Here is a 21,692-nt window from a genome sequence, read left to right as displayed (position 1 = left end):
ATAAAAAGTCCATATTCCTACATCTTGGGATGGCTTGCGCTACCTTTCGGGTGCCTTCTCCTTACCAATCGGGATGGGAGGTCTTACCTTCCGGGACGACGATATCGCTTACTTTACGGGTGTCCCCGGCAACCTGCGGCAACCGCCCGCTTTTTCCCAAGGAATACAGCCTTCTGCGAATCACCTTTGTTCCCCTTGTCAAGCTGTTGCTTACTTTTCGGGTGCAACGCATGCTGCCCGGTTGAAGACTTACCAGAGCGGCGGTAACGAGGTAAGACTTGGACGAGGCGGGGCCATGGCAACAGCGATTCGCACGGTAGAGGCGCGGCCCAATGCCGACAGCCTCATCAAGCCCGGTGAGCTGGTTGATCTGGTCGAGGTGACGCCGCTGACGCTGAACGACCGGCGCATCTACAACCAGCTTCTGGAAAACGCCTGGGACGCCATCGACAAGCCAGTGACCCATGTCATTGCCAAGGCAGCGCTGCGGGGCAGCCACAACTCGAACGACCGCGTGGGCGAAAGCCTTGAACGGCTGATGTCGGCGATCGTCAGGGTCGCGGTGGTCTGGGATGGTGAACCCGCGATCGAGCGGGTGCAGTTGCTGGGCGGCAACCTTGAAAGCCGGCGCCCTGACGGGCTGCTGGAATACGAGATCCCCGCGCGGCTGCGGAAGATCATCCGCAACAGTCAGGTCTTTGCCCGGCTGCAGCGCGAGGTGATGTTCGCGCTGTCCTCGAAATACGCCCTGACCCTTTACGAGATGGTGCAGAAGCGCGGCAACCTGCGCTGGAAGGCATCGGAACGCTTCGCGCTGGACAACTTCCGCGGCATCATCGGCGTGCCGAAGGGAAAGCTGTCATCCTGGTCGAACCTCAAGCTGCGCGCCATCGACCCGGCGGTGGGCGAGGTGAACGCGCTGTCGGATTTCATGGTCGAGATCCTGCCGGTCAAGACGGGCAGGGCGGTCACGCATGTGGAACTGCGCTGGTGGCGCAAGGACGGCGATGCCTCGGGCGCCGCCGACCGGGCGCTGCAGTTTTCAAAGGTGGGCCGCCGCGCCAAGGCCGAGGAAACCTCCAGGAAGGCCGTTGCCCCCGTTCCGCCATTGCCGGCGGGGCAGGGGATCACGAGCCTGCGCCCGCGCCCCGCCTGGCTCGAGAGCCGCGGCGCCCCGCTGCTGACGGAAACCTACGAGACGGCACGCCTGCGTCATCCGGGATATGACATCTATTTCGTCGAAGGCGAATGGCGGGCCTGGGCCCAGGGAAAAGAGCCTCCGCAGGACCCTGACCGCGCCTTCCTGGCCTTCTTCCGCCGCTATGCCGAGGGCAATCCGATCTGAATTGCCAACTGGCAATTTCTGCGTCGGGCAGGGCGCTGGTGCCAGCAGCGCCTGCATATCACGGATGATGCCCTGCCGGACGCGTCGGTAAAAAGGTCCATGTCCTCAATCGGAGAAATACTGACAAGCCGTTGTTTTCACTTGTTGTCTATGCTTTCCAGAACCTCTCGCGCCGGCTTGACGCGCCCATCAGCAGCCATCAGTCCGAACCAGTCCTCGCGGTCCTTCGGATCGGTCCCGAGGTCGCGGTAGCTGTACCAGAACACCGGGCCGAGCCATGGCGTGACGCGGGCCAGGTCCACGCTGGCAGCCAACTGCTCGGCTTGCCGGGATTCCGGCGCGCCGCCCTCGGCCTCGTTCGTGGGTGCCCCGTATTCGGTGATCCAGATCTTCTTCTCTGCGTCGCCATGCGCCGCCATCAGATCACGGATCGGCCCGGCCATCAGTGCCCAGGAATTCCGCCAGCCCCGAAGATCGGGCAGGCTGGCGCCGGTATAGGGGTGAAAGCCCAGGGCGTCGAAGCTGCCCCCCGCGCCCTCGTCGTAGACGCGCTGCAGGAACTCCACGGCGGCGATGGCCCGCCCCGAACGGTCGGTCGAGGTCGCGGCGGCAAGGCCGCCGAGGATGACCGTCGCATCCGGGTCGGCGGCGCGGATGGCCGCATGCGCCGCCTTGAGGATCGCGGCAAAGGCCACCGGGTCGGGGCGGGGGGGGAAGGGCCCGTCCAGGTTCGGCTCGTTCCAGATTTCCCAGGTGTCGATGCCGCGCGGTTCATAGCGGCGGACCGCCGCCTCGAGAAAGCGGCCGAAGGCCTGCGGGTCGCCGGGGGGCGAATGGTCCTCGGGGTTCGCCCAGGCCCATTCGGGGGTCGAGCCGGCAACGGGCAGCACCCCGATGCCGAAGGATGCGGCAAGATCGACGATGCGGTCCATCTCGCTCCAGTCGAAGCTGTCGGGGCCGTCGCGCTGGATGCTGGCCCAGTTCAGGTCGGTCCGCAGCCAGCGCACGCCCATGGCGGCGTAATCCGCGAATTCGGCCCGCAGGTCGAGGCTGTCCTGCCAGCGCAGGGCGTCAAGGCCCACGGCAAGGCCCACGGCATCATCGGGGATCGAGGACGCCTGCACCGCCGCCCCGCCTGCGAATCCGAATTGCAGCAGGATCGCGGCAATTCCCCCGATCATTCCGCGCCGCAATGCTCGTGGCATTCCGCCGCAGGTGGGGTCGGAAAGGGCAAATGACGGGCGGCAGGGGGCAGGGATCGTTCCGGGCATGGGGAATTCCATTTTTCTCACGGACAGGACCCTACGGCATATTGCAATTCCGACACAACGCGGCCAGATCATTCGTGATCGGCGATGTTGGCGTTAACCGTGCTTGTTTATTGGGCACCTGCGGATTAGGCAGCGGAAACGGGCCGAGTGCAGGACATGAATGTTCAGGATCTGGATCGGAAGTTCCGCAGCAGATGCTGTTCTGAGGCTGTCTGCCCAGATGGCCAGCACGGTTGTGGTGGCCCGCATCCTGCCGCCCGCGGAATTCGGCGTGGCAACGCTGGTCCTGGCCGTGGCCACGATCATGGGCGCCTTTATCGGCCTGCCCTTCGAGGAGTCCCTCAGCCAGCGGCGCCAGGTGCGGTCCGCGCATCTGGAAACCGCGCTTTTCGTCTCGATGGTGCTGACAGGGGCCGCGGTGCTGCTGTCGCTGCTGCTGGGCCCGCTCATCGAGCATTGGGCGGCCGCACCCGGATTTGCCCTGTATCTGGTCGTTTCGGCCCTGCTGCTGGCGGGGCAGGGGCCGGGGGCGGTGGCGCGGGCGGTGGCCCGGCGCAGCCGCCGCTTTGTCGAGATCTCGTTCTGCCAGGCCGCCGGCACGGTGATCGCCTCGCTGGTCGCGGTGCTGGCGGCGCTGGCGGGCTGGGGGGTCTGGTCGCTCCTGCTGCAGCGGCTGCTGCCGAACGTGCTGTATCCGCTGCTTGCGGCGGGTTTCCTGTGGCATCGCGGGCAGGCAATGCGGACGCTCGTGCGCTGGCATCCGCAGCGGTTCCGGGAACTCTTCCGCTTATCCTGGCTGAGCCTCGCCGATGTCGGCGTCGGTTCCGCGGTGCCGGCGGTGCTGGCCTTCATGGTCAACGCAGTCTTCGGCAGCGCCACCCTGGGCCAGCTCAACATCGCGCTGAGGATCGTTGATCCGTTGCGGATGGCATTGATGGGGGTGGGGCACAATCTTGCGTTCTCGGTGCTGGTCCGGCTGCAGCTTGACCCGCCCCGTCTGGTCCGCACGGCCGGAGAGATCGTCGCGGGCGTTGCCATGGTCGCGGTCCCGGCCTTTGTCGGGCTGGCGATGGTCGCCCCGGTGCTGCTGCCGCTGCTGGTGGGACCGGGCTGGGACCAGGCGGTGCCGCTGTCGCAGATCCTGTGCCTCGCGGTGGCGCTGTCGCTGCCCTTCCAGTTCTACGATTCCGCCTATTCGGCCTTGGGCCGCCCGGAATACGGGTTGATCGGCGGCATCTTCGCGCTGGCCTGCATGGTCGCGGGATTTGCGATCACGGTCGGTGCCGGGGGTCGCAATGCCCCCGCGATCGCCTTCCTGGTCTATGAGCTGGCAACCATCGCCGCCGTCCTGTTCTTCGCCCTCCGCCTTGGACGGGGAAACGTGGCCCCGGCGTCAGGCCGTATCGGGCGGGTGTGGCTGGCGGCGCTTGCCATGGGGGCCGCGATTGCCGCATTGTGCTTTCGAAACGGCGTCCCGGAGCCTTCGGTGCCGACCCTGGCCGTCATCATCCTGGCCGGAGCGGCGGCCTATCCGATCGCTCTTCTGGTGACATGCCGCCCATGTGCCCAGGACTTCATCTCTCTGCTTCGCAACCGGAAATCGTGAGTTGACATGATCACCTTTGTAGCTACAGCCGAGCACCAGTACACCGTCCGTGACGTGCTCGAAACCCGCGACCACCCCCTGCACGGCCGTATTGTCATCCTGAGCTACGAGGAATTCACCGGACTGCCGCGCCTGCCGGTTTCGGCCTATATCTTCGCCGACCACGAACGCTTGGACGAAGACGAACTTCCGGCCGTCCTGAACCGGATCGACGCGCTGCGCCGCGCCTGCCCCGACTGCGCGATGCTGAACCTGCCCGACCGCATCGGCAACAGGCTGGACATCATGCGCCGCCTGCACGAGGCCGGGATAAACGACTTCCGCATGATGCCGCTGCGGACCCCGCCGGAATCCTTCCGCTACCCCGTCTTCCTGCGCCGCTTGGACGATCACGAAGGACCGAGGTCCGGGCTTCTGCGCACGCCCGAGGCCCTGCGCGCCGCCGTGGCCGCTCTCGACCTCGACGACCGCCAGGGAGACCGTTTCGTCGTCACCGAATATATCGATGCCCGCAACGAACTGGGACTGCATGAAAAACGGTCCTACACTCGTGTCGGCGACCGGCTGTTCCCCTCGGCGCTGGACCAGAGCCGGGACTGGATCTGCAAGGGCGAATTCACCGATCTCAGCATCGTGCCCGCGGCCGAGCGCGAGATGGCATTCCTGCAGGTCAACGAGGACGAACCCGTCCTGCGCGCGGCCTTCGAGGCGACGGGCATCCAGTATGGCCGCGCCGATTACGCGCTGGTCAACGGCCGTCCGCAGATCTTCGAGATCAACACAAACCCCTATGTCGACAATCCCGAAACCGTGCCGGAACGCGGGCACGTCGCGGCTGCGCATATTTCCAGCGCATGGCTCGACGCCCTTGTGCGGCTTTCGGATGCCATGCCCCCTTCGGCGGGAGTCTGGCGCGAGGTTCCGCATGGAACCGGCCGGATTCCGTGGGCGCCCACGCGGCGGCGGACGGTTCACATGGCCATGCGCGGGCTGCGCCAGCTTCACAATGAGACAAAGGCCATGCGCTGGCTGCGGCGGTTCCGGCTGATCCCCTGACCGGGCGGTCCTTACGCCGCCGAAGAGCGCGCGGGCGAGCGCCACAGCGCCAGCCCGACCCCCAGGGCGATCCAGCCCCCGAAAAAGCGGAAGCTGTCGATGCTGGCCCCCAGCATCAGCCAGCCGCTGAGCGTCATCGCCACTGCCAGATGCAGCCGGCCCGTGTAGCTCGCCCCCGAGGCCCGCAAGAGCGAGCGCAGCAGCAGCGGCAGGATCATCGCAAGCCACAGCAGGTAGCCCAGCAGCCCGGTTTCAGCCAGCAGGCGGACGTGCAGCGAATAGGCGGGCGGCCAAGTCAGCCCCACGTCGGCGGCGGTGGCATAGCTGCGGACCTCCCAGCTTCGCAGGTCCTCGGCCCGGATGTGGTAGGGATAGTTGAAGCCGTATTGCCCGAGGCCAACCCCCAGGACCGGGCGTTCCTCGAACATCGACAGGCCGGCGCGGATGGCGGCCAGGCGGGTGACGTTGGACACGTTCTCGGTCGCGCCCGGCGTCGGGTCGATCAGCCCGTCCATGCTGCCATAGCGGATCAGGTTGCTGCCCCGTTCCATGACCGCGTTCTGCACGCCCGGAATCAGCATCATCACCAGCAGCCCGACCGCCGCGGCCGAGGCGCCATGCAGCAGCCAGTCCTTGCGGTGGCGCAGGAAGCCCAGCAGGAACAGCATGAACTGGACGCCGATCACCAGCATCGCGGTGCGCGACTGCAGCAGCACCATCATCACCGCCACGATGGCCAGCACCAGCGCCACCCGCCGCCCGCTGCCGCGGGTGATGGCGAAAGGGAAGATGAAGGTCAGCATCACCGCCGCCCATGACGATTCAAAGGCGGTCATCCGCAGCCGGTCGGGATAGTATTCGTGGGTCTCGGCATGGATGACCAGCGACAGCGCCCCATAGATCTGGGTCGGGCCGGGGATGCCGTACCACGAGGCGACCTCGATCACCGCGATGCCCGCCATCACCATCAGCGCGACCCAGGCCCCGCGCGAGATCGCGGCCAGCCCCTCGGGGCCGCGGGCCGCGAAGTTGAAGAACATCAGCGTGACCAGCGGCCCCAGCGCGACGGCCATGCCCTGGGTGATGACCCGGCTCATCCCCGAGCGTCCCTTGTACCAGACGGTCGAGATTTCCGGGAAATTGATCGCGACCCCCGCCACCACGACCACAAGGAAGGCCACGGTCACAAGGAAGAAGGCCGAGGGGATGGCGATCCGTCCCGGCTGCATCACGAAGTAAAGCAGCGCCAGCGGCAGGACATAGATGAAGCCGTCCTTGGACAGCTCGCCCGCCGGCAGCAGCGGCATCAGGTCGTTGAAGACCGTCGCCACCACCAGAAGCACGATCAGCGGCGCGGCCTGCAGCCCCTCGCGCGTGGCAGCCGAGGCGCTGGCCGTCACTTCCACGCCTTCTTCTTGACCGCGTTCAGCCAGCCGAAGGGGATGGCCATGAACAGCAGCGTCCGCGCCATCCCGGCCCAGGCATGGGGATCGCGGGCCGAGAAATTGTCCCGCTGCACCCGGAAGCGCGCCACGAGGTTGCGCTTGCGCCTGGCCGCGGTCGTGCCCGTGGCGCTGATGGTGTATTGCGTCAGCACCTCCGGGATGTTGGCCAGACGCCAGTTGCGGCCCATGCGGACGAACAGGTCGTAATCCTCGGCGGTCTTGTAGCGGTCGGAATAAAGCCCGATGTCGCGCAGCGCCTCGGCCCGGATCATGATCGTGGGATGCAGAAGGGCAGGGACGTAGCGCTGCTTGCGCAGCATCTCGTCATGGTCCACCGGGAAGCGCAGCGTGAACATGTAGTTGCCGTCGTCATCGACGCAGCGCGCCCATGTGCCGACCATGCCGACGCGGGGGTTGGCCTTCAGGAAGTCCTCCTGCCGCGCGAACCGGCCGGGCAGGGGCAGGTCGCCGCAATCCAGCCGGGCAATATGCGGATAGCCGCGCGCAAGGATCGCCTCCAGCCCGGCGTTCAGGGCGTGTTCGATCCCCCGGTTGCGGTCCAGCCGCATCAGGGTCACGGCATGGGGGCCGTAGCTCTCGGCGCAGGTGACGGGCTGGGGCGAGCCGTCGTCCACCACCACGATGTCGAAGGGATGGGACTCGCGGCCCAGCACCTCCAGCGTCTCGATCAGCCCGGATTGGTCCTTGAAGACCGGGATCAGCACGCAGAGATCGGGTCTTGCTTCGGTCATTGGTCCCTCCGCGCAAGGCGCCGGCGCTGCCAGGCGCTTCGCAGGATGGCCAGCGACGATCCGGCAAGGAAGCCCGCCACCAGCCCCAGCGCCAGGATGATCGGCTTGGCGTTGAACCCGGCCGGGGTCAGCGGGACCACGGCGGGGGCGAAAAGCTGCACGGTCAGTTCCGGCGCGCCGATCCGGCTTTGAATCCGGCGGTATTCCAGCAGAAGCTGTTCATAGACGGCGGCGGTGGCCTGGACCTCGCGCTCGGCTTCGCGCTGCTGGGCATAGACCTCGGCGCTGGCCTCGATGGCCTCGGTCTGGCGCTGGCCGGTCAGGGTCTCAAAGCGCAACTGCATCAGGCGGCCGCGTTCGCGGGTGGTCTGGGCGCGTCGCTCGGCTTCCGCGAGGTCGCGGGTCAGGGTGTCCAGCTCGCGGTCGAGGTTCACCAGCATCTGCTGGTAGACGTCCAGCCGCAGGTCCGACCGGGATTTCAGGTAGCCCTGCGCCACCGCATTGGCGATGGTGGCCGAAAGCTCGGGACTTTCCGAGTTGTAGGTGATGTTGACCACATAGGACCGGCCGCTGTGGGTCACGTCGAGGCTGCGCGACATGTGCCGCAGCAGTTGCGCCCGTTGCTGCGCCTCGGTCATCGGCTCGTCGGGCGGGAACTCGGCGGTGACGATCAGTTCCGACTGCTGCTGGGGCGTCAGCGCGTCCAGCGCATAGGCCAGCGACACGGGGGTGTCGATGGTTTCCACGATGGTCGCGGTGGCGGCATCCTCGGCGGTGACCTGGGTGCCCGGCTCGGTCCGCTGGATGATGCCGGCGCGGTCGGCGTCCGAGATCAGCTTGGCCGTGGCCGAATAGCTGTCGGGCATCGCCTTTGCGGCCATGAAGGCGCCGCCGCCGCCGATCGCGGTGAACAGCAGCACCAGCAGCGGGCTGCGCCGGATCGCGGCGAAGACCTCGCCCAGGGTGAACGAGGCGGCGGGCTGCGGCACTGCCTCGGCCCCGTGATGTCCGGCCTGCTGCCCGGTTTGGGGGTCGGGGGGAAGGCTGGCGTGGTTCATGGCGTGGGCCTTTGCTGGGCCAGGGTCGAGAGCTGGCCGGAACGCCGCGGGACCGAGGCGGGTTCGGCCGACAAGGCACCGGCGGAAGGCGGCAGCCCGAAGAAGCTGTCGGGCAGGTCGACCTCGATCAGGTCGCCCGGCTGCAGGACGGTGTCCTCGCTGGCCTCGGCCGCTGTTTCCTGACCGTCGGCCACGCGATACAGCGTCACCTCGACGGCGTCGAAGCCGCCGGCGCCAAGCTGGGAAAGCTGGCCCGCGACGCCGTTCATGCGGGCGTTCAGCGCGGCGATGGCGGTCAGGGCCTCCTGCGCCTCGGCTTCCAGCGCGGCGGTGCGGCGGGCGTCGTGGCGGTCAAGCTCATGGGCGACGCTTTCGCGCTGGCGCTCGACATCGGCGATCGAGGCCTCGACTTCGGAAAGATTGCCGCGCAGTTCGTTGAGGGTGCGGTATTCCTCGGACACGCGGGTCTGCGGGGTCAGCCCACGGCTTTGCATGTCGGTGTAGCGGGTGACTTCCTCGATCTGCTGCTCGACCAGCGCCCGCTGATACTCGATCTGTTCCTTCAGCCGGGCGACGCGGGTGTCGATCATGGAAATGTCGCGGGTGTAGAAGGCCTTTTCCGCCTCGCTTTCGGCATTGGCCGCCGCCAGAAGGCGGTTGGCAAGCGCAAGGACGGCCTCGTCCTCGTTGCCGGCAAGCCGGGGCAGGTCGGCGGCGGCGATCTGCCCGGCGCCGTCCAGTTCGGCGCGGGCGCGGGCCAGCGTCGCGTGCTGGGCCAGAAGCTCGGCGGCGATGGCATCGCCTTCGGCGCGCAATTCAGCCGCGGCCCCCAGCGAGGGACGCAGCGCCCCCAGCCCCCCCGCCATGGCGATGGCGCGGCGCACGGTCATCCCCCGTTCAAAGGGGATCGCGCCGGGCTGGGCGACATCGCCGCCGATCACCACGGGGCGCACGGCGGCAAGCCCCACCGTCACCTGCGCGTCCAGCATGATCTCCAACCCTGACAAGCGTTCCTGAAGAAGCGCTGTGACATCCTCGGTGGTCTTCCCGGCGACCGCGATCCGCCCCAAGGGCGGAAAGGCGATCTGGCCGTCGATGTCCACGACGGCCTCGCGCGTCAGTTCGGGCACCCGGAAGACCGAGATTTCAAGTGTTTCGCCCGAGGCGATCACATGCTGCTGCGCCTGCGCGGGCGCGACCGCCGCCAGCAGCAGAAGAAGCGGCCAGATGAGGCGGGTCATCGGATGGTCCCCGGCTGCCCTGCGGCAGCGTCCCGCGCCGTGGCACAGAAGGCGCGGGCGCGGGCGTCGAACTCGCGCCACCTTTCGCCCGCCGCGATCAGGCCGGGGTCGACCGGTGCCGGCGCCCGCTGCCGCCAGCCCGCGCGCAGCCGGCTGTAAAGCCCTTCGCCCGCGATCATGCTCAGTGCCCGGCGGGCGGTTTCGCGCGGCGAGACGGGGGGCACGAGGCTGCGGGCCAGCGCCGCGAAGGCGGCGGGGCGGCGGCCGGAATCAGCCAGCCGCCAGACCCGGTCCTGCAGGAAATAGCCGCTGCGGGCGGCGGGCGACCAGTCGCCCGACTCGCGCCGGTACCAGGCAAAGGACAGGTCCGCCGTCTCGGCCCCGGTGGTCAGCCGGTCGGGGCGGGGGGATTCCTCCTTGATGACGCCCGGCTCGGGGTCGATGTGAAAGGCGATCCCGGCCCGGTCCATCCGCATGGCAAGGTCGGTGTCCTGGTTCACCCGCAGATCCTCGTCAAAGGGATGGGCGCGGGCGATGCCGGCGGGCAGGCTCAGCATCGAGGTTTGCACCCGGCCGCCGTCGCGGTAGCAGTATTCGACCAGCGAGCGGCCCGGCCGCCAGTCCGGCTGGTGCGGCCTGCGGATGTCGCCGTCGATATGCAGCAGGGCGCCGCTGACCAGAACCGTCCGGTCCCGGCCGGGCGCGGCATAGAAGCGGCGGATGTGGTCGTGGCGGCCCGGCAGCCAGACATCGTCCGAGTCGAGAAAGCTGACATGGGTGCCCCCGGCCTCGCGCACGCCGCGGTTCCGCGCCGCCCCGCCGCGCCGGCGGCTGTCCTGCCGCAGCACCCGCACGCCCATGGCCTGTAGCCGGGCGTATTCGGCGGACAGGTCCTCGTCCGAGCAGTCGTCGACGACAATGATTTCAGCCCCGGCGTCGTCATCGCGCACCGACAGGACCGCGCGGGCAAGGGAATGCGCCCGGTTGCGGTTGGGAATTACAACCGAAAGGTGAAACTCGCCCGACATCGAAACAAAACCTCAATCAGCAGTTGATCCATGCACAATAGATCAGCTTGCCCGTCCAGCCCGGGCGGATGCGAGGTCTTCTGACAGGAACAACGGGACGGGCGCAACCTCCGTATTTCGGCAATTCCCCGCCTGTCAAACACATTTCGGTTTGCCTTCGAGTGATCTGAGGCGTCCTATTAACTATATAACGATCTCCACGTTTCGCATCGGCGGCCTTGATGAACCGGACATTCAGGAATGCAGCAGCGCCCGGCGGCGATCGCGCAGGCGGCCCGCCGCGATTCTCGATCGTCATTCCGGCCTACAACCGCGCCGACACCATCGGCCGCGCGATCGAATCCTGCCTGGCCCAGACCTTCCCCGACTTCGAGGTGATCGTCGTGGACGACGGCTCGCGCGACAACACCGCCGCGGCGGTCGAGGCCATGGGCGACCCCCGCATCCGCTGCATCCGCCAGCCCAATGCGGGCGCCTCGGCCGCCCGGAACACGGGCGCGGGGGCGGCGGCGGGCGAATTCCTTGCGTTTCTCGATTCGGACGACGAGTTCCTGCCTCGCAAGCTGCAGCGGCTGGACGCGGCGATCCGCGAGGATGACGCGCCCGAACTGACCGTCTGGTATTCGCCGCTGCTGTTCGACCGCGGCGACGGCAACCGCATGGTCAAGCCGCCGCGCGCCATCGGCCCGGATGAAAGCGTGGGCGACTACCTGTTCGCGGACGACGGGCTGATGCAGACCTCGACCCTCGTGATCCCGCGGGCGCTGTTCGCGCGGGTCAGCTTCGACCGCGGCCTGCGCTGCCTCGAGGATCTGGACCTCTGCCTGCGGCTGGAGGAGGCGGGCGCCCGCTTCCGCATGCTGCCCGAGCCAGAGGTGATCTGGCACGACGACCGCGCCGCCGGGCGGCTGAGCTATACCACCTCGCAGGCCGAGGTGCTGGAATGGGCGGCGCGGCAGGCCGGGCGGCTGTCGCCCCGCGCCATGCACGGCTATCTCGCCCGCTTTCTTGTTCCCCAGATCGTCCGCACCCGGCCCTTGCGCGCCCTGTCGCTGCTGGCCTCGGCGATCCGCCATGGCGGCCTCGGCCCCAGCCGCGCCGCCATGCTGCTGGCGCGGGGCGCGGCGCCGGGGATCTACGGCCGCCTGCGCGACGCCGTGACAAAGGTGCGCCATGCGTGACGCCAACCCCCCCCTGCACCGCATCCTTCATGTGACCGAAGCCCCCCTGGGCGGTGTCGTGACCTATCTCGAGGAACTGGTGGGCGAGCAGTTGCACAGCCTTGCGGATGTGCAGATCGACGTCATCACCCCGGAAATCAACCGCGAGGCGCTGTCGAAGCTGTCCGGTCCGCGGTTCAGCCTCATCACCTTCCGCCACCGCCGCGGCTCGGTCCGGGCGCTTCTGCGGATGGCGCTGCTGACGCTGCGCCATGTCCGCCGGACCCGGCCCGACATCCTGCATATCCATTCGACCTTCGCCGGCGCCGCGATCCGCGCCTTCTTCCCGCTGATCCCCAAGGGGACGCATGTGGTCTATTGCCCGCATGGCTGGGCTTTCTCGCGCGAAGGCTCAAGCCGGATGCGGCGGGCGACGGCCCTCGTGGAACGGCTGCTGGCCCGCGTGACCGAGCGGATCGTCTGCATCTCGGACCACGAACGGCGCGAGGCGCTGGCCGCGGGCATTTCCCCCGACCGGCTGGTGGTGATCGAGAACGGCATCAGCCCGCCTCCGGGGAACGGGATCGCGGGCGACTACCTGACGCCCGCGCCCGCCCGCCGGCTGATCGCATTCGCCGGGCGCTTCGACCGGCAGAAGGGCTTCGACACCTTCCTCGAGGTCATGCGCGAGCTGGGGGACGATGCCGAGGCCGTCGCCATCGGCAGCAGCATCACCTCGGACGAGGCGCTGCCGGACTGCCCTGACAACGTCCGCATCATCGGCTGGCAGGACCGCGCGACGGTCTTCGACCTGTATCGCCGGGCCGACCTGCTGCTGGTCCCGTCTCGCTGGGAAGGCTTCGGCCTTGTCGCCGCCGAGGCGATGCAGCAGGGGCTTGCGGTCTTTGCCAGCCAGGTGGGCGGGCTGCAGGACATCGTCGTCGATAACGAGACGGGCCGGCTGTTCCAGCCCGACGACGTGCAGGGGATCGTGGCGATGATCCGCGCCACCTCGGACGCCGAACTGGCCCGCTTCGGCGAAAACGGCCGCCGCCGCTATCTGGCCCGCTACACGACCGCGCAGATGACGGCCAAGGTCACGGCGCTTTACAACGAGCTGCTGGCAGGGAAGGCGGGCGCCGGAGTCGTCAGCGCCCGCCATATCCTGTAAAGCTGCGGATCAGATCAGGAAGTCCGACGCGCTGAGCTGGTGGATACCGTCCAGGACGATGTTGACCTCGAACTCGCGGTCGTTGTCGGTGTTGGCCTGGATATAGGTCTTGTTATGCGCCCGGCTGGTGTAGACTCCCAGGTCGCCCGCGTCCCGCAGCCAGTTCGAGCCGACGAAGTCGAAGCCCTGGTGACCCCAGCGCCCGGAATCGGCATCAAGGCCGCGCAGGTCGATCCTGTCGCCCTTTTCCCAGTCGGTGATGCGGTCATAGGACCCGGTTTCGTTGAACACGAAGGTGTCCCGGCCCGAACCGCCCGTGAAGCGGTCCTGTCCGCCCCGGCCGATCAGGATGTCGTCGCCGCTGGTGCCGTGCAGCACGTCGTTGCCCCTGCCGCCCTCGATGGTCCGGCCGTTGTCGGACCCGGAACCCGAGTCGGGGGCCGGTTGCTGCGGCGGCGGTGCCGCGTAAACCGGGGGCTGTTCGGTCTCGCCCCGCGGCGGCGAGGAAACAGGCCCCGAGCCGCCGTCCTGGGTGCCCAGTTCCTTGAACGCCCAGTAGGCCTCGCGGCGGTTGCCGTTGCCGTCCAGCAGGCCGAAGCCCGGCTCGAAGCTGGAATCCTGGTACGAGAACCACATGATCGGCCCGGCCCAAGGCAGGTCCTCGGCGATGTCCACGGCATCGCGCAGCATCCGCGCCGCGTCGCCCTGGCTGACGGTCAGGCCATTGCCCGCCTGCTTGGCGCCGAACTCGGTCATCCAGACCTGCTTGTGCGAGTCGCCGTTGTCCACCATCGTCTTGCGGATGCCGTCTTCCATCATCTGCCAGCCGTTGTAGGACTTGTCGCTGCTGGGCATCAGCGGGAAGCTGTAGGGGTGGTAGCCCACGGCGTCGAAATAGTCCTTGGCCCCCGCGTCATACATCTGCTTGAGGTAGTCGACCGCGCCCCACATCCCGTTGCCGGTCGAGGGGACCGCCGCGGTGCCGCCGGTGATGACAGCGTCATCGCCGTTCACCGCCTTGATCGCGTCATGCGCCTGCTGCAGCACCCTTGTATAGTTCTGGGGCGTGATCCCGCTCTTGTTCTGCTCGTTCAGGACTTCCCAGTGGTCCACGATGTGGTCATAGCGCTGCGCCGCAGCGCCTGCGAAGCGGCCGAAGGCTTCCTGGTCGGCGCGGCTGGACAGGTTGTCGCCCACCCAGTTCGGGGTGTTGTTCAGCACCGCCGTGACCTTGATCCCCTTGGCGTCAAGGGCGTTGAAGACCTTGTCCACCTGCGACCATTCAAAGCTGCCGTTGGCGCGGGGCTGGACAAGGCTCCAGTGGATGTCCAAGCGCACCCAGTCGACGCCGAGCGCCACATAGTCGTCGATTTCGGCATTCATCTCTGCCGTGGAACGTCCCAGCAACTCTCCGAACGGAGTCGCCATGCCCAACTGTCCCGGTTTTGCTCTTGCTGCCATGATTCAGCAGGTTCCCTTTGTGATAGTGCCGGCGGAGGGGTTACGGCACACCCCATCACCTTGTCAGCATGGGGGAAATCCGCTCGGCGTAGCTTCGCCGAAGCATCGGCAAGAGAACGCTTACAACCTGCGGTTGTGATTCTCAATGATTTGTTATCTTCCCTTCAAGCGGCCGGACTATGCCAGATCGTCGAAGGGAATCCTCGCCTGAATCCGACAACCGCCAGCGCCCCGCCACCTTGGAAGGGGCGGGTTGCCGAGCGGCTGCGGTGACGGGAAATGCGCCGGGAACAGACGCGGAGCGAGGCTCTAGAGAACCAGGCTCACGAGGAACACCATGGGCAGGGATACCAGCGACGCCAGCGAGGTGACGACCGTCAGCGTCTTCAGCGCGCCCGAGGTGGAGAGACCCAGCAACGCCTTGAACATCCAGAAGAAGTTGCTGTTCACATGGACCGCGAACAGCGACCCCGAAGCGATGGCGAGGCCGATCACCACCGGCGAGACGGAAAGCTGCGGGATGATCGGCCCGATGATGCCCGCGGCCGTCAGCGCCGCCACCGAGACCGAGCCGATGGCCAGGTGCAGCACCGCCGCGATGAACCACGCCAGCAGGATGCTGAGCAGGACCGACCCGCTGGCGTCAGCCGAGAACAGACCCGCCAATGCCTCGCCCATGCCCGAGGCGCCGATGACCTCGCCAAGCGAGCCGCCGACCCCGGTGATCAGCAGGATTTCGCCGCTGGTATGGAAGCCCTCGGACACCGCCGCGTTGCTGCGCTCGATCCCGATGGACCGGCGGGCCTGCAGATAGGCCCAGAGCAGCCCGACGAACAGCGCCAGATTCGCGTTGCCGATGAAATCGATGAAGTCGTTGGTGATGCCCGCAAGGTCGGCGAAGGCCCCGAAGGCGATCATCAGCAGCGGCACAAGGATGGGCGCGACCGACATGGGCAGGCTGGGGATGTTCACGTCCCGCACCTCCTCGACCGCGCGGTCATGCGCCTCGACCTCCTCCATCGCGTCGTCGGGGTCCTCGTCCGAGACGGGTTTCCAGTAGCGCGTCCGCAGCAGCATCTGGAACAGGAAGGTCGTCAGCAGCGCGGTGGAAAGCCCGAGGATCAGGCCCCAGAACAGCCAGGCCCCGAGGCTCACATCCACTTGGCCTGCGATCAGCAGCACGGCCAGCCCCGGCACCACGAAGACATAGCCCGAGAAGATGCCCGTGCCGATGGCCCCCGCCAGCAGCGGCAGGCCGGTCCGCCCGACATGGGGCGCAACCGCGCGGGCGACCGGCGAGGCCAGCACCACCTGCACATCGACATAGATCGAGGGGAAGATCGTCGACATGACCGCCGCCATGGCATAGGGCAGCCGCCGTGGCCCGACGCCTGCGACCAGCACCGTGACGATGCGCTTGAAGGCCCCTGTCGCGTGCAGAAGCGAGCCGATCAGCACCCCGAAGCCGATCAGCAGCCCGACCTTGGCCATGATCTCGCCGAAGCCCGAGGTGATCGCGGCCAGCGTCCCGGTGAAACCCACCCCCGAGGCGAGCCCGAGGTAAAGCGAACCCAGCACCAGCGCGATGACCGGGTCCACCCGCATGCGGATGATGAGAAGGATGACCAGCAGGATCGCAACGGCGCAGTGCAACACGACCATGGGGCCTGTTCCTTTCCGCAGGTGGATGCCCGTTCACCGCTCCTCACGAAATGGCGAGCGGGCATTGGATGAACCCCAGCGCCCGAACCTGCCCGGCGGTTCCATTCCGGCCCGTGACGAAAACGGGCGCAGGTTTCCCGGCGCCCGCTGTTCCGTGCATCCTGTCTGTCGGGTCAGCGCGCGGCGGCGCGGGCCTGTTCCAGCCAGCCGTCCACGGTGGCGCGGTTTTCCGCGATCCATGCGGTGGCATGGGCCACGATGTCGGTGTCGCCCGCGTTCATCTTCGCGCTCTGCGCCGACATTTCGGCCGCCGGGATCTCGGCGGCTTCCAGCAGCGCCCGCACGGCCGGGTTCTCGTCCAGGAAGGCCGTGTTCACGACCGAGGAGATGTCGTTGGCCGGAAAGCCCAGCCGGCAGGGATCGCTGACGCAGCCCTCGATCCCCGGACTGGTGGCGGAATCCGCCAGGTGCATCAGGTCGGCAGGCAGGTCCACTTCGGGAACCTCGATCCAGACCACGTCCTCGCCGGGCACCAGTTCGTTCACCGTCCAGTTGGGCGTCCAGGTGTAGAAGAACACCGGCTCACCCGCGCCATGGGCCGCGACCGCGTCGGCCATGGCGGCGGCATAGCCCGCCTTGATCGGGTTCACGTGGTCGCGCAGGTCATAGGCCTCGATGTGATGTTCCAGCACCATCTCGCAGGCCCAGCCGGGCGGGCAGGCCACCAGGTCCGCGCGGCCATCGCCGTCGCGGTCGAAGGCTTCCTTGACCTCGTCGCGCTTGAAATCCTCGACCGAGGTGATCCCCAGCCGCTCGGCCGCGGCCTTGTCCACCAGATAGCCCTCGATCGATCCGCGGGGCGCGACCACGCCGACGACCTCGGCCCCGCTTTCATAAAACGGGCTGTAGGTGGTGTGGCCGGGGAAATAGCCGTCCACCCACATGGTCACGTCGCCATAGGCGACCGACTGGTAGAAGGCGGGGTTGTCCAGCGTCATCGGCTGGGACACCTCGTAGCCGAGTTCGCGCAGCACCTGGCTGAAGATCTCGGTCTGGAACCAGCCGGTGTCCCAGCTTGGGCGGGCCATGGTGATCGACTGGCCCTCGCCGGGGCGGTCCTGGTTCTGGGCCTGCGCCGGCATGGCGGACAACAGCGCCACTGCGGCAGTCGCGATCAGGGGAAGCTTGAGACGGGACATCATCCGGGTCTCCTTTTCTCTTGTTTCGATTTGCGGATGGACGGGCCAACGGTCGGCCCGCCATGCGAAAGAGGCAGGTTCAGCCTGCCTTCCGGGTTTCAGGCACGGGCGCCGGCACGGCCTGCGGGCGGAAAAGGCCCGAAATCCGCTGGCGCAACGAGGCGCGGCGGACGCCTGACCGCTCGGCCAGCCCCTGGGTGATGCGGTCCAGCACGATGGCAAGGACCACGATGCCGACGCCGCCCGCGGTCGCGCCGCCCACGTCCATGCGGCCAAGGCCGGTGTTGACGACAAGGCCGAGGCCGCCGCCACCGATCAGCGCCGCGATGACGACCATCGACAGCGCCATCATCAGCGTCTGGTTCAGCCCCGCCATGATCGTCCGCATCGCCAGCGGAAGCTGCAGGTCCCACAGCATCTGCCAGCGGGTGGAGCCGAAGGCCTCGGCCGCCTCGATCAGGTCGGCGCGGACGTTGCGGATGCCGAGGTTGGTCAGCCGCACGATGGGGGGCAGGGCGAAGACGATGGTGGCGATGATGCCCGGCGCCATGCCGACGCCGAACAGCATCACGATCGGCACCAGATAGACGAAGGACGGGATCGTCTGCATCACGTCCAGAACGGGCCGCATGATCTTCCACGCGAGGTCCGAACGCGCGGCGAGGATGCCCGCCGGGATGCCGATGACGGCGCAGAAGAAGACCGAGGTCACGATCATCGCCAGCGTGGTCATCGTTTCGCCCCAGAGGCCGATCATGTCCACGAAGGCGAAGCCGAGGATGGTGAAGATCGCCATCCCGCGCCCGGCAGTCTTCCATGCCGCCCCCGCGAACAGCGCCGTCGTCACCAGCATCGGCACCGCAAGGAACAGGGCCTCCAGCCAGCCGAGGACCGAGGTGATCGGCACCTGCGCCGCGCGGAAGAAGGGCCGGAAGTTCGGGACCAGCCAGCCCCGGACAAAGGCGTTCACCCAGTCATCGAAGGGCAGGGTCACGATGTCAGCGGGGCTGAGCATGGGCTTGCTCCTTGTCCTGGGGGATTTCGGCGCCGGCATCGCCCGACAGATGCGCCAGCACGTCCGACGGTTCGACCACGCCCACCAGCCGCTCGCGGTCGTCGGTGACGGCGATCGGCAGGCCGGAACCGGCCGCGCCGTAAAGGTCGCTGAGACTGGTCGTGGCGTCGGCGGTGGGGAAGTCGGTGATCAGCGCCTCTTGCAGCGTCGTCGTAGGGCTGGGGTCCATTTCCGAGGCGGCGAGCTGCTGATAGGTTACGACGCCCGCGACCCGCAGTCCGTCCATGACGTAAAGGGCGTTGCTGCCCCCCTGTTCCATCATCCGCAGGGCGTCGCGGACGCTGGTCTGGCGAAGCTGCAGGGTCGTGGCCGGGCTTGACACGTCGTCGGCGGTGAAGACGCGGCCGCGGTCGATGTCTGCCACGAAGGCCGCGACGTAATCATCGGCGGGGGCGGTCACGATTTCCTGCGCGGTGCCGATCTGGACGATGCGGCCGTCCTTCATGATGGCGATGCGGTTGCCCAGCAGCAGCGCCTCGTTCAGGTCATGGGTGATGAAGACGATGGTCTTCTTCAGCTTCTGCTGCAGGTTCAGCAGTTCGGTCTGCATCTCGCGCCGGATCAGCGGGTCCAGCGCGCCAAAAGGTTCGTCCATCAGCAGGATGTCCGATCCGGCGGCGAGCCCGCGCGCAAGGCCGACACGCTGCTGCATCCCGCCCGACAGGTCGGAGGGCAGGCTGTCGGCCCAGGGCGCGAGCCCGACCTGCTCCAGAACCTCAAGCGCGCGGGCGCGGCGCCGGTCCTTCGGAACCCCGGTGATCTTCAGCCCGTAGGCCACGTTGTCGGCCAGCGTCCAATGCGGGAACAGGGCGAAATGCTGGAAGATCATCGAGATCTTCTCGCGCCGGATGCGGCGCAGCGCGGCGGGGCTGGCGCTTGCCACGTCCTCTCCGTCGATGAGGATCTGGCCTGCGGTGGGCGCAATCAGCCCGTTCAGCATCCGTACCAGCGTGGACTTGCCCGAGCCGGACAGGCCCATGACCACGAAGATCTCGCCTTCCTTCACGCTGAACGAGGCGTCCTGGACGCCCACGGTCGCGCCGGTCTGGGCGAGGATCTCCTGCTTGCTTTTCCCCTGCTGCAGCAGGCGCAAGGCGCCGTCGGCGTCATTGCCGAACACCTTGTAGACCTGGCTTACCGCCAGCTTTGAATCCTGCATGTGGCTCCGTCTTCAACCCTGATCGGCGCCGGCCGGATGACCGGCGGCACATGAATGAAGGCCCCACACCGAAGTGCGGCGCTACCCTGCAATCGCATCGGATCACGAGCGGGCAGGACGCATCAGGAGGAGCGTCCGGGACCTGCGAACCCGGCGGGTCCTATACCGGGAAGCCTTGGAAAACAACCTTCTTGCGGCACAGGACCGTCAGGCGCGGCATGATGCGGGTTCCATTCCGCGCCTTGTCGTATATTCCCGGCATGGGTCGAAGGACGCATTCCAGCCCTGCGCGGGGCGGGAAATCCGGCGGGAAAGGACAGGCAGGCATGAGCGTAGCGGCAGCCATCCGGGCGATCACGCCGCCCGACATCCTGGCGCGCAAGGGGGGCGATCCCATTGCCTGCCTGACCGCCTACACGACCCCCATGGCGCGGCTGGTGGACCGGCATTGCGACCTCGTTCTGGTCGGCGACAGCCTCGGCATGGTGCTGCACGGGCTGCCATCCACCCTTGGCGTCACGATGGAGATGATGATCCTGCACGGGCAGGCCGTCCGGCGGGGCCTGGACCGCGCGCTGATGGTGATCGACATGCCCTTCGGTTCCTACGAGGAAGACCCGCAGCAGGCCTTCCGCAACGCCGCCCGGCTGATGGCGGAAACCGGGGCGGGGGCGGTCAAGCTGGAAGGCGGCGCCGGGATGGCCGGAACCGTGGGCTTCCTGACCGCGCGGGGCATCCCCGTCATGGCCCATGTCGGGCTGACGCCGCAGGCGGTCCACACGCTTGGCGGCTACAAGGTGCAGGGGCGGGGCGGGGACGCCGACCGGATCGCCGCCGAGGCGGCGGCGCTGGCCGGGGCAGGGGCCTTTTCGCTGGTGCTGGAAAAGGTGCCCGAGGGGCTGGCCCGCCGCATCACCGAAGCCATCCCGATCCCCACCATCGGCATCGGGGCGTCCGCCGCCTGCGATGGCCAGATCCTCGTCATCGACGACATGCTGGGATTGTTCGAGGACTTCCGCCCGAAGTTCGTGCGCCGCTATGCCGAGCTTGGCCGCGACGCCGGCAGCGCCATCGCCGCTTACGCCGAGGATGTCCGCGCCCGCCGCTTCCCTGCGCCGGAACACGCCTTCGGCGACGAACCCGCGCAATGAGCGTCCCGATCGTCTCCACCCTTGCCGAGTTGCGCGCCATCACCGCCCGCTGGAGATCCGAGGGCGCGACTATCGCCGTCGTCCCCACCATGGGCGCCCTGCACGACGGCCACCTGAGCCTCGTCCGCGCGGCGCTTTCCCGCGCCGACCGGGTGGTGGTCACGCTTTTCGTCAACCCGCGCCAGTTCAACAGCACCGCCGACCTCGCCGCCTATCCCCGCACGGAAGGAGAGGATGCTGCCAAGCTGGGGCCGACCGGGGCGCATCTGCTTTATGCCCCGGCGGCCGGGGAAATCTATCCGCCGGGCTTCGCCACCACCGTCTCGGTCCACGGCGTGACCGAGGGGCTTTGCGGCGCCCATCGCCCCGGCCATTTCGACGGGGTCGCCACGGTCGTGGCCAAGCTGTTCCTGCAGACCGGGGCGGATGTGGCCTTTTTCGGGGAAAAGGACTTCCAGCAGTTGCAGGTGGTCCGCCGCATGGCCCGCGACCTCGACATTCCCATCGAGGTGATCGGCTGCGGGACGGTGCGCGAGGGGGACGGGCTGGCGCTTTCCTCGCGCAACCTGCGGCTTTCGGCGGCGGAGCGGGCGGTCGCGCCCAAGCTCGCCGCGGCGCTGTTCCGCGCCGCCCGTGCGCTGTCCGGGGGGCAAGCCGCCGCGCCGGTGCTGGCGGCGGCGCGGGCGGCGATCCTTGCGGCGGGCTTCCGCGAGATCGAATACCTGGAATTGCGGGCCGAGGACGACCTGTCGCCGCTGACCCGCGCCGACCGCCCCGCCCGCCTGCTGGCGGCGGCATGGCTGGACGATGTGCGGCTGATCGACAACGTCCCCGTGGCCGGGGCCGGGTAGG

At 67.8% G+C, this 21,692-nt stretch carries 18 protein-coding genes; 7 read left to right on the top strand and 11 right to left on the bottom strand.

Annotated elements, in window-relative coordinates; all coding sequences use genetic code 11:
• The first annotated feature begins 295 nt into the window (after positions 1–295).
• A complete protein-coding gene (locus tag JGR78_RS17665) occupies positions 296–1,345 on the top strand; it encodes a replication initiation protein (protein WP_182793046.1) in 1,050 nt (349 codons plus the stop codon).
• Positions 1,346–1,482: 137 nt separating this feature from the next.
• On the opposite strand, the gene JGR78_RS17660 is transcribed toward JGR78_RS17665, so the two are convergent.
• Positions 1,483–2,526 carry a cellulase family glycosylhydrolase gene (locus tag JGR78_RS17660; protein ID WP_200559575.1) on the bottom strand — a complete coding sequence of 348 codons (1,044 nt, stop codon included), beginning with the start codon at positions 2,524–2,526 and terminating at the stop codon, positions 1,483–1,485.
• A gap of 310 nt (positions 2,527–2,836) precedes the next feature.
• On the opposite strand from JGR78_RS17660, the gene JGR78_RS17655 reads away from it, so the two are divergent.
• Both JGR78_RS17655 and JGR78_RS17650 read left to right on the top strand, forming a co-directional pair.
• Positions 2,837–4,222 (top strand): oligosaccharide flippase family protein, encoded by a 1,386-nt coding sequence (locus JGR78_RS17655; RefSeq protein WP_200559573.1) that lies wholly within the window; start codon positions 2,837–2,839, stop codon positions 4,220–4,222.
• 6 nt (positions 4,223–4,228) lie between these two features.
• Positions 4,229–5,278 (top strand): hypothetical protein, encoded by a 1,050-nt coding sequence (locus JGR78_RS17650; protein WP_200559571.1) that lies wholly within the window; start codon positions 4,229–4,231, stop codon positions 5,276–5,278.
• An 11-nt stretch (positions 5,279–5,289) separates the two neighbouring features.
• Here the strand turns inward: JGR78_RS17650 and JGR78_RS17645 are convergent, their stop codons facing one another.
• From JGR78_RS17645 to JGR78_RS17625, 5 genes are read right to left on the bottom strand one after another with little or no spacing between them, the layout of a single operon-like run.
• Entirely contained in the window at positions 5,290–6,684 is a 1,395-nt protein-coding gene (locus JGR78_RS17645) for an O-antigen ligase (RefSeq protein WP_200559569.1), read from the bottom strand.
• On the bottom strand, positions 6,675–7,475 hold the full coding sequence (locus JGR78_RS17640; protein WP_200559567.1) for a glycosyltransferase: 801 nt from the start codon (positions 7,473–7,475) through the stop codon (positions 6,675–6,677). The genes JGR78_RS17645 and JGR78_RS17640 overlap by 10 nt, the downstream gene beginning before the upstream one ends.
• Positions 7,472–8,533, bottom strand: coding sequence for a hypothetical protein (locus JGR78_RS17635; protein WP_200559565.1), 1,062 nt, complete (start codon positions 8,531–8,533; stop codon positions 7,472–7,474). Before JGR78_RS17635 ends, JGR78_RS17640 begins: the two co-directional genes overlap by 4 nt.
• Positions 8,530–9,774, bottom strand: coding sequence for a polysaccharide biosynthesis/export family protein (locus JGR78_RS17630; protein WP_200559563.1), 1,245 nt, complete (start codon positions 9,772–9,774; stop codon positions 8,530–8,532). The genes JGR78_RS17635 and JGR78_RS17630 overlap by 4 nt, the downstream gene beginning before the upstream one ends.
• A complete protein-coding gene (locus JGR78_RS17625; protein WP_200559562.1) occupies positions 9,771–10,802 on the bottom strand; it encodes a glycosyltransferase family 2 protein in 1,032 nt (343 codons plus the stop codon). Before JGR78_RS17625 ends, JGR78_RS17630 begins: the two co-directional genes overlap by 4 nt.
• 221 nt (positions 10,803–11,023) lie before the next feature.
• Between JGR78_RS17625 and JGR78_RS17620 the strand changes: the two genes are divergently transcribed.
• Together JGR78_RS17620 and JGR78_RS17615 are read left to right on the top strand one after the other, a co-directional pair.
• Positions 11,024–11,983, top strand: a complete 960-nt coding sequence (locus JGR78_RS17620; RefSeq protein WP_200559560.1) for a glycosyltransferase family 2 protein — start codon at positions 11,024–11,026, stop codon at positions 11,981–11,983.
• The gene (locus JGR78_RS17615) at positions 11,976–13,133 is read left to right on the top strand and encodes a glycosyltransferase family 4 protein (RefSeq protein ID WP_200559558.1); all 1,158 of its coding nucleotides are present in this window, start codon (positions 11,976–11,978) and stop codon (positions 13,131–13,133) included. Before JGR78_RS17620 ends, JGR78_RS17615 begins: the two co-directional genes overlap by 8 nt.
• Before the next feature lie 9 nt (positions 13,134–13,142).
• On the opposite strand, the gene JGR78_RS17610 is transcribed toward JGR78_RS17615, so the two are convergent.
• The 5 genes from JGR78_RS17610 to JGR78_RS17590 form a co-directional block, all read right to left on the bottom strand.
• The gene (locus JGR78_RS17610) at positions 13,143–14,561 is read right to left on the bottom strand and encodes a glycosyl hydrolase (protein WP_200559557.1); all 1,419 of its coding nucleotides are present in this window, start codon (positions 14,559–14,561) and stop codon (positions 13,143–13,145) included.
• Positions 14,562–14,903: 342 nt separating this feature from the next.
• Entirely contained in the window at positions 14,904–16,256 is a 1,353-nt protein-coding gene (locus JGR78_RS17605) for a GntP family permease (RefSeq protein ID WP_200559556.1), read from the bottom strand.
• Positions 16,257–16,429: 173 nt separating this feature from the next.
• Complete coding sequence (proX, locus tag JGR78_RS17600; RefSeq protein ID WP_220495032.1) at positions 16,430–17,458, bottom strand: glycine betaine/L-proline ABC transporter substrate-binding protein ProX; 1,029 nt, start codon at positions 17,456–17,458, stop codon at positions 16,430–16,432.
• Positions 17,459–17,534: 76 nt separating this feature from the next.
• On the bottom strand, positions 17,535–18,470 hold the full coding sequence (locus JGR78_RS17595; RefSeq protein ID WP_182793059.1) for a proline/glycine betaine ABC transporter permease: 936 nt from the start codon (positions 18,468–18,470) through the stop codon (positions 17,535–17,537).
• On the bottom strand, positions 18,454–19,689 hold the full coding sequence (locus JGR78_RS17590; protein ID WP_200559555.1) for a glycine betaine/L-proline ABC transporter ATP-binding protein: 1,236 nt from the start codon (positions 19,687–19,689) through the stop codon (positions 18,454–18,456). The genes JGR78_RS17595 and JGR78_RS17590 overlap by 17 nt, the downstream gene beginning before the upstream one ends.
• Positions 19,690–20,015: 326 nt before the next feature.
• Between JGR78_RS17590 and panB the strand changes: the two genes are divergently transcribed.
• Together panB and panC are read left to right on the top strand one after the other, a co-directional pair.
• Complete coding sequence (panB, locus tag JGR78_RS17585) at positions 20,016–20,840, top strand: 3-methyl-2-oxobutanoate hydroxymethyltransferase (RefSeq protein ID WP_200559554.1); 825 nt, start codon at positions 20,016–20,018, stop codon at positions 20,838–20,840.
• Positions 20,837–21,691 carry a pantoate--beta-alanine ligase gene (gene panC / locus JGR78_RS17580; RefSeq protein WP_200559553.1) on the top strand — a complete coding sequence of 285 codons (855 nt, stop codon included), beginning with the start codon at positions 20,837–20,839 and terminating at the stop codon, positions 21,689–21,691. Before panB ends, panC begins: the two co-directional genes overlap by 4 nt.
• Position 21,692: the final 1 nt, after the last annotated feature.

Origin of the sequence: Paracoccus sp. MC1862, assembly GCF_016617715.1 — a bacterium.
In the GTDB taxonomy this organism is placed as follows: Bacteria; Pseudomonadota; Alphaproteobacteria; order Rhodobacterales; family Rhodobacteraceae; genus Paracoccus.
The sequence above is the reverse complement of the archived record's forward strand: the minus strand, read 5'-3'. Positions and strand labels throughout refer to the sequence as shown.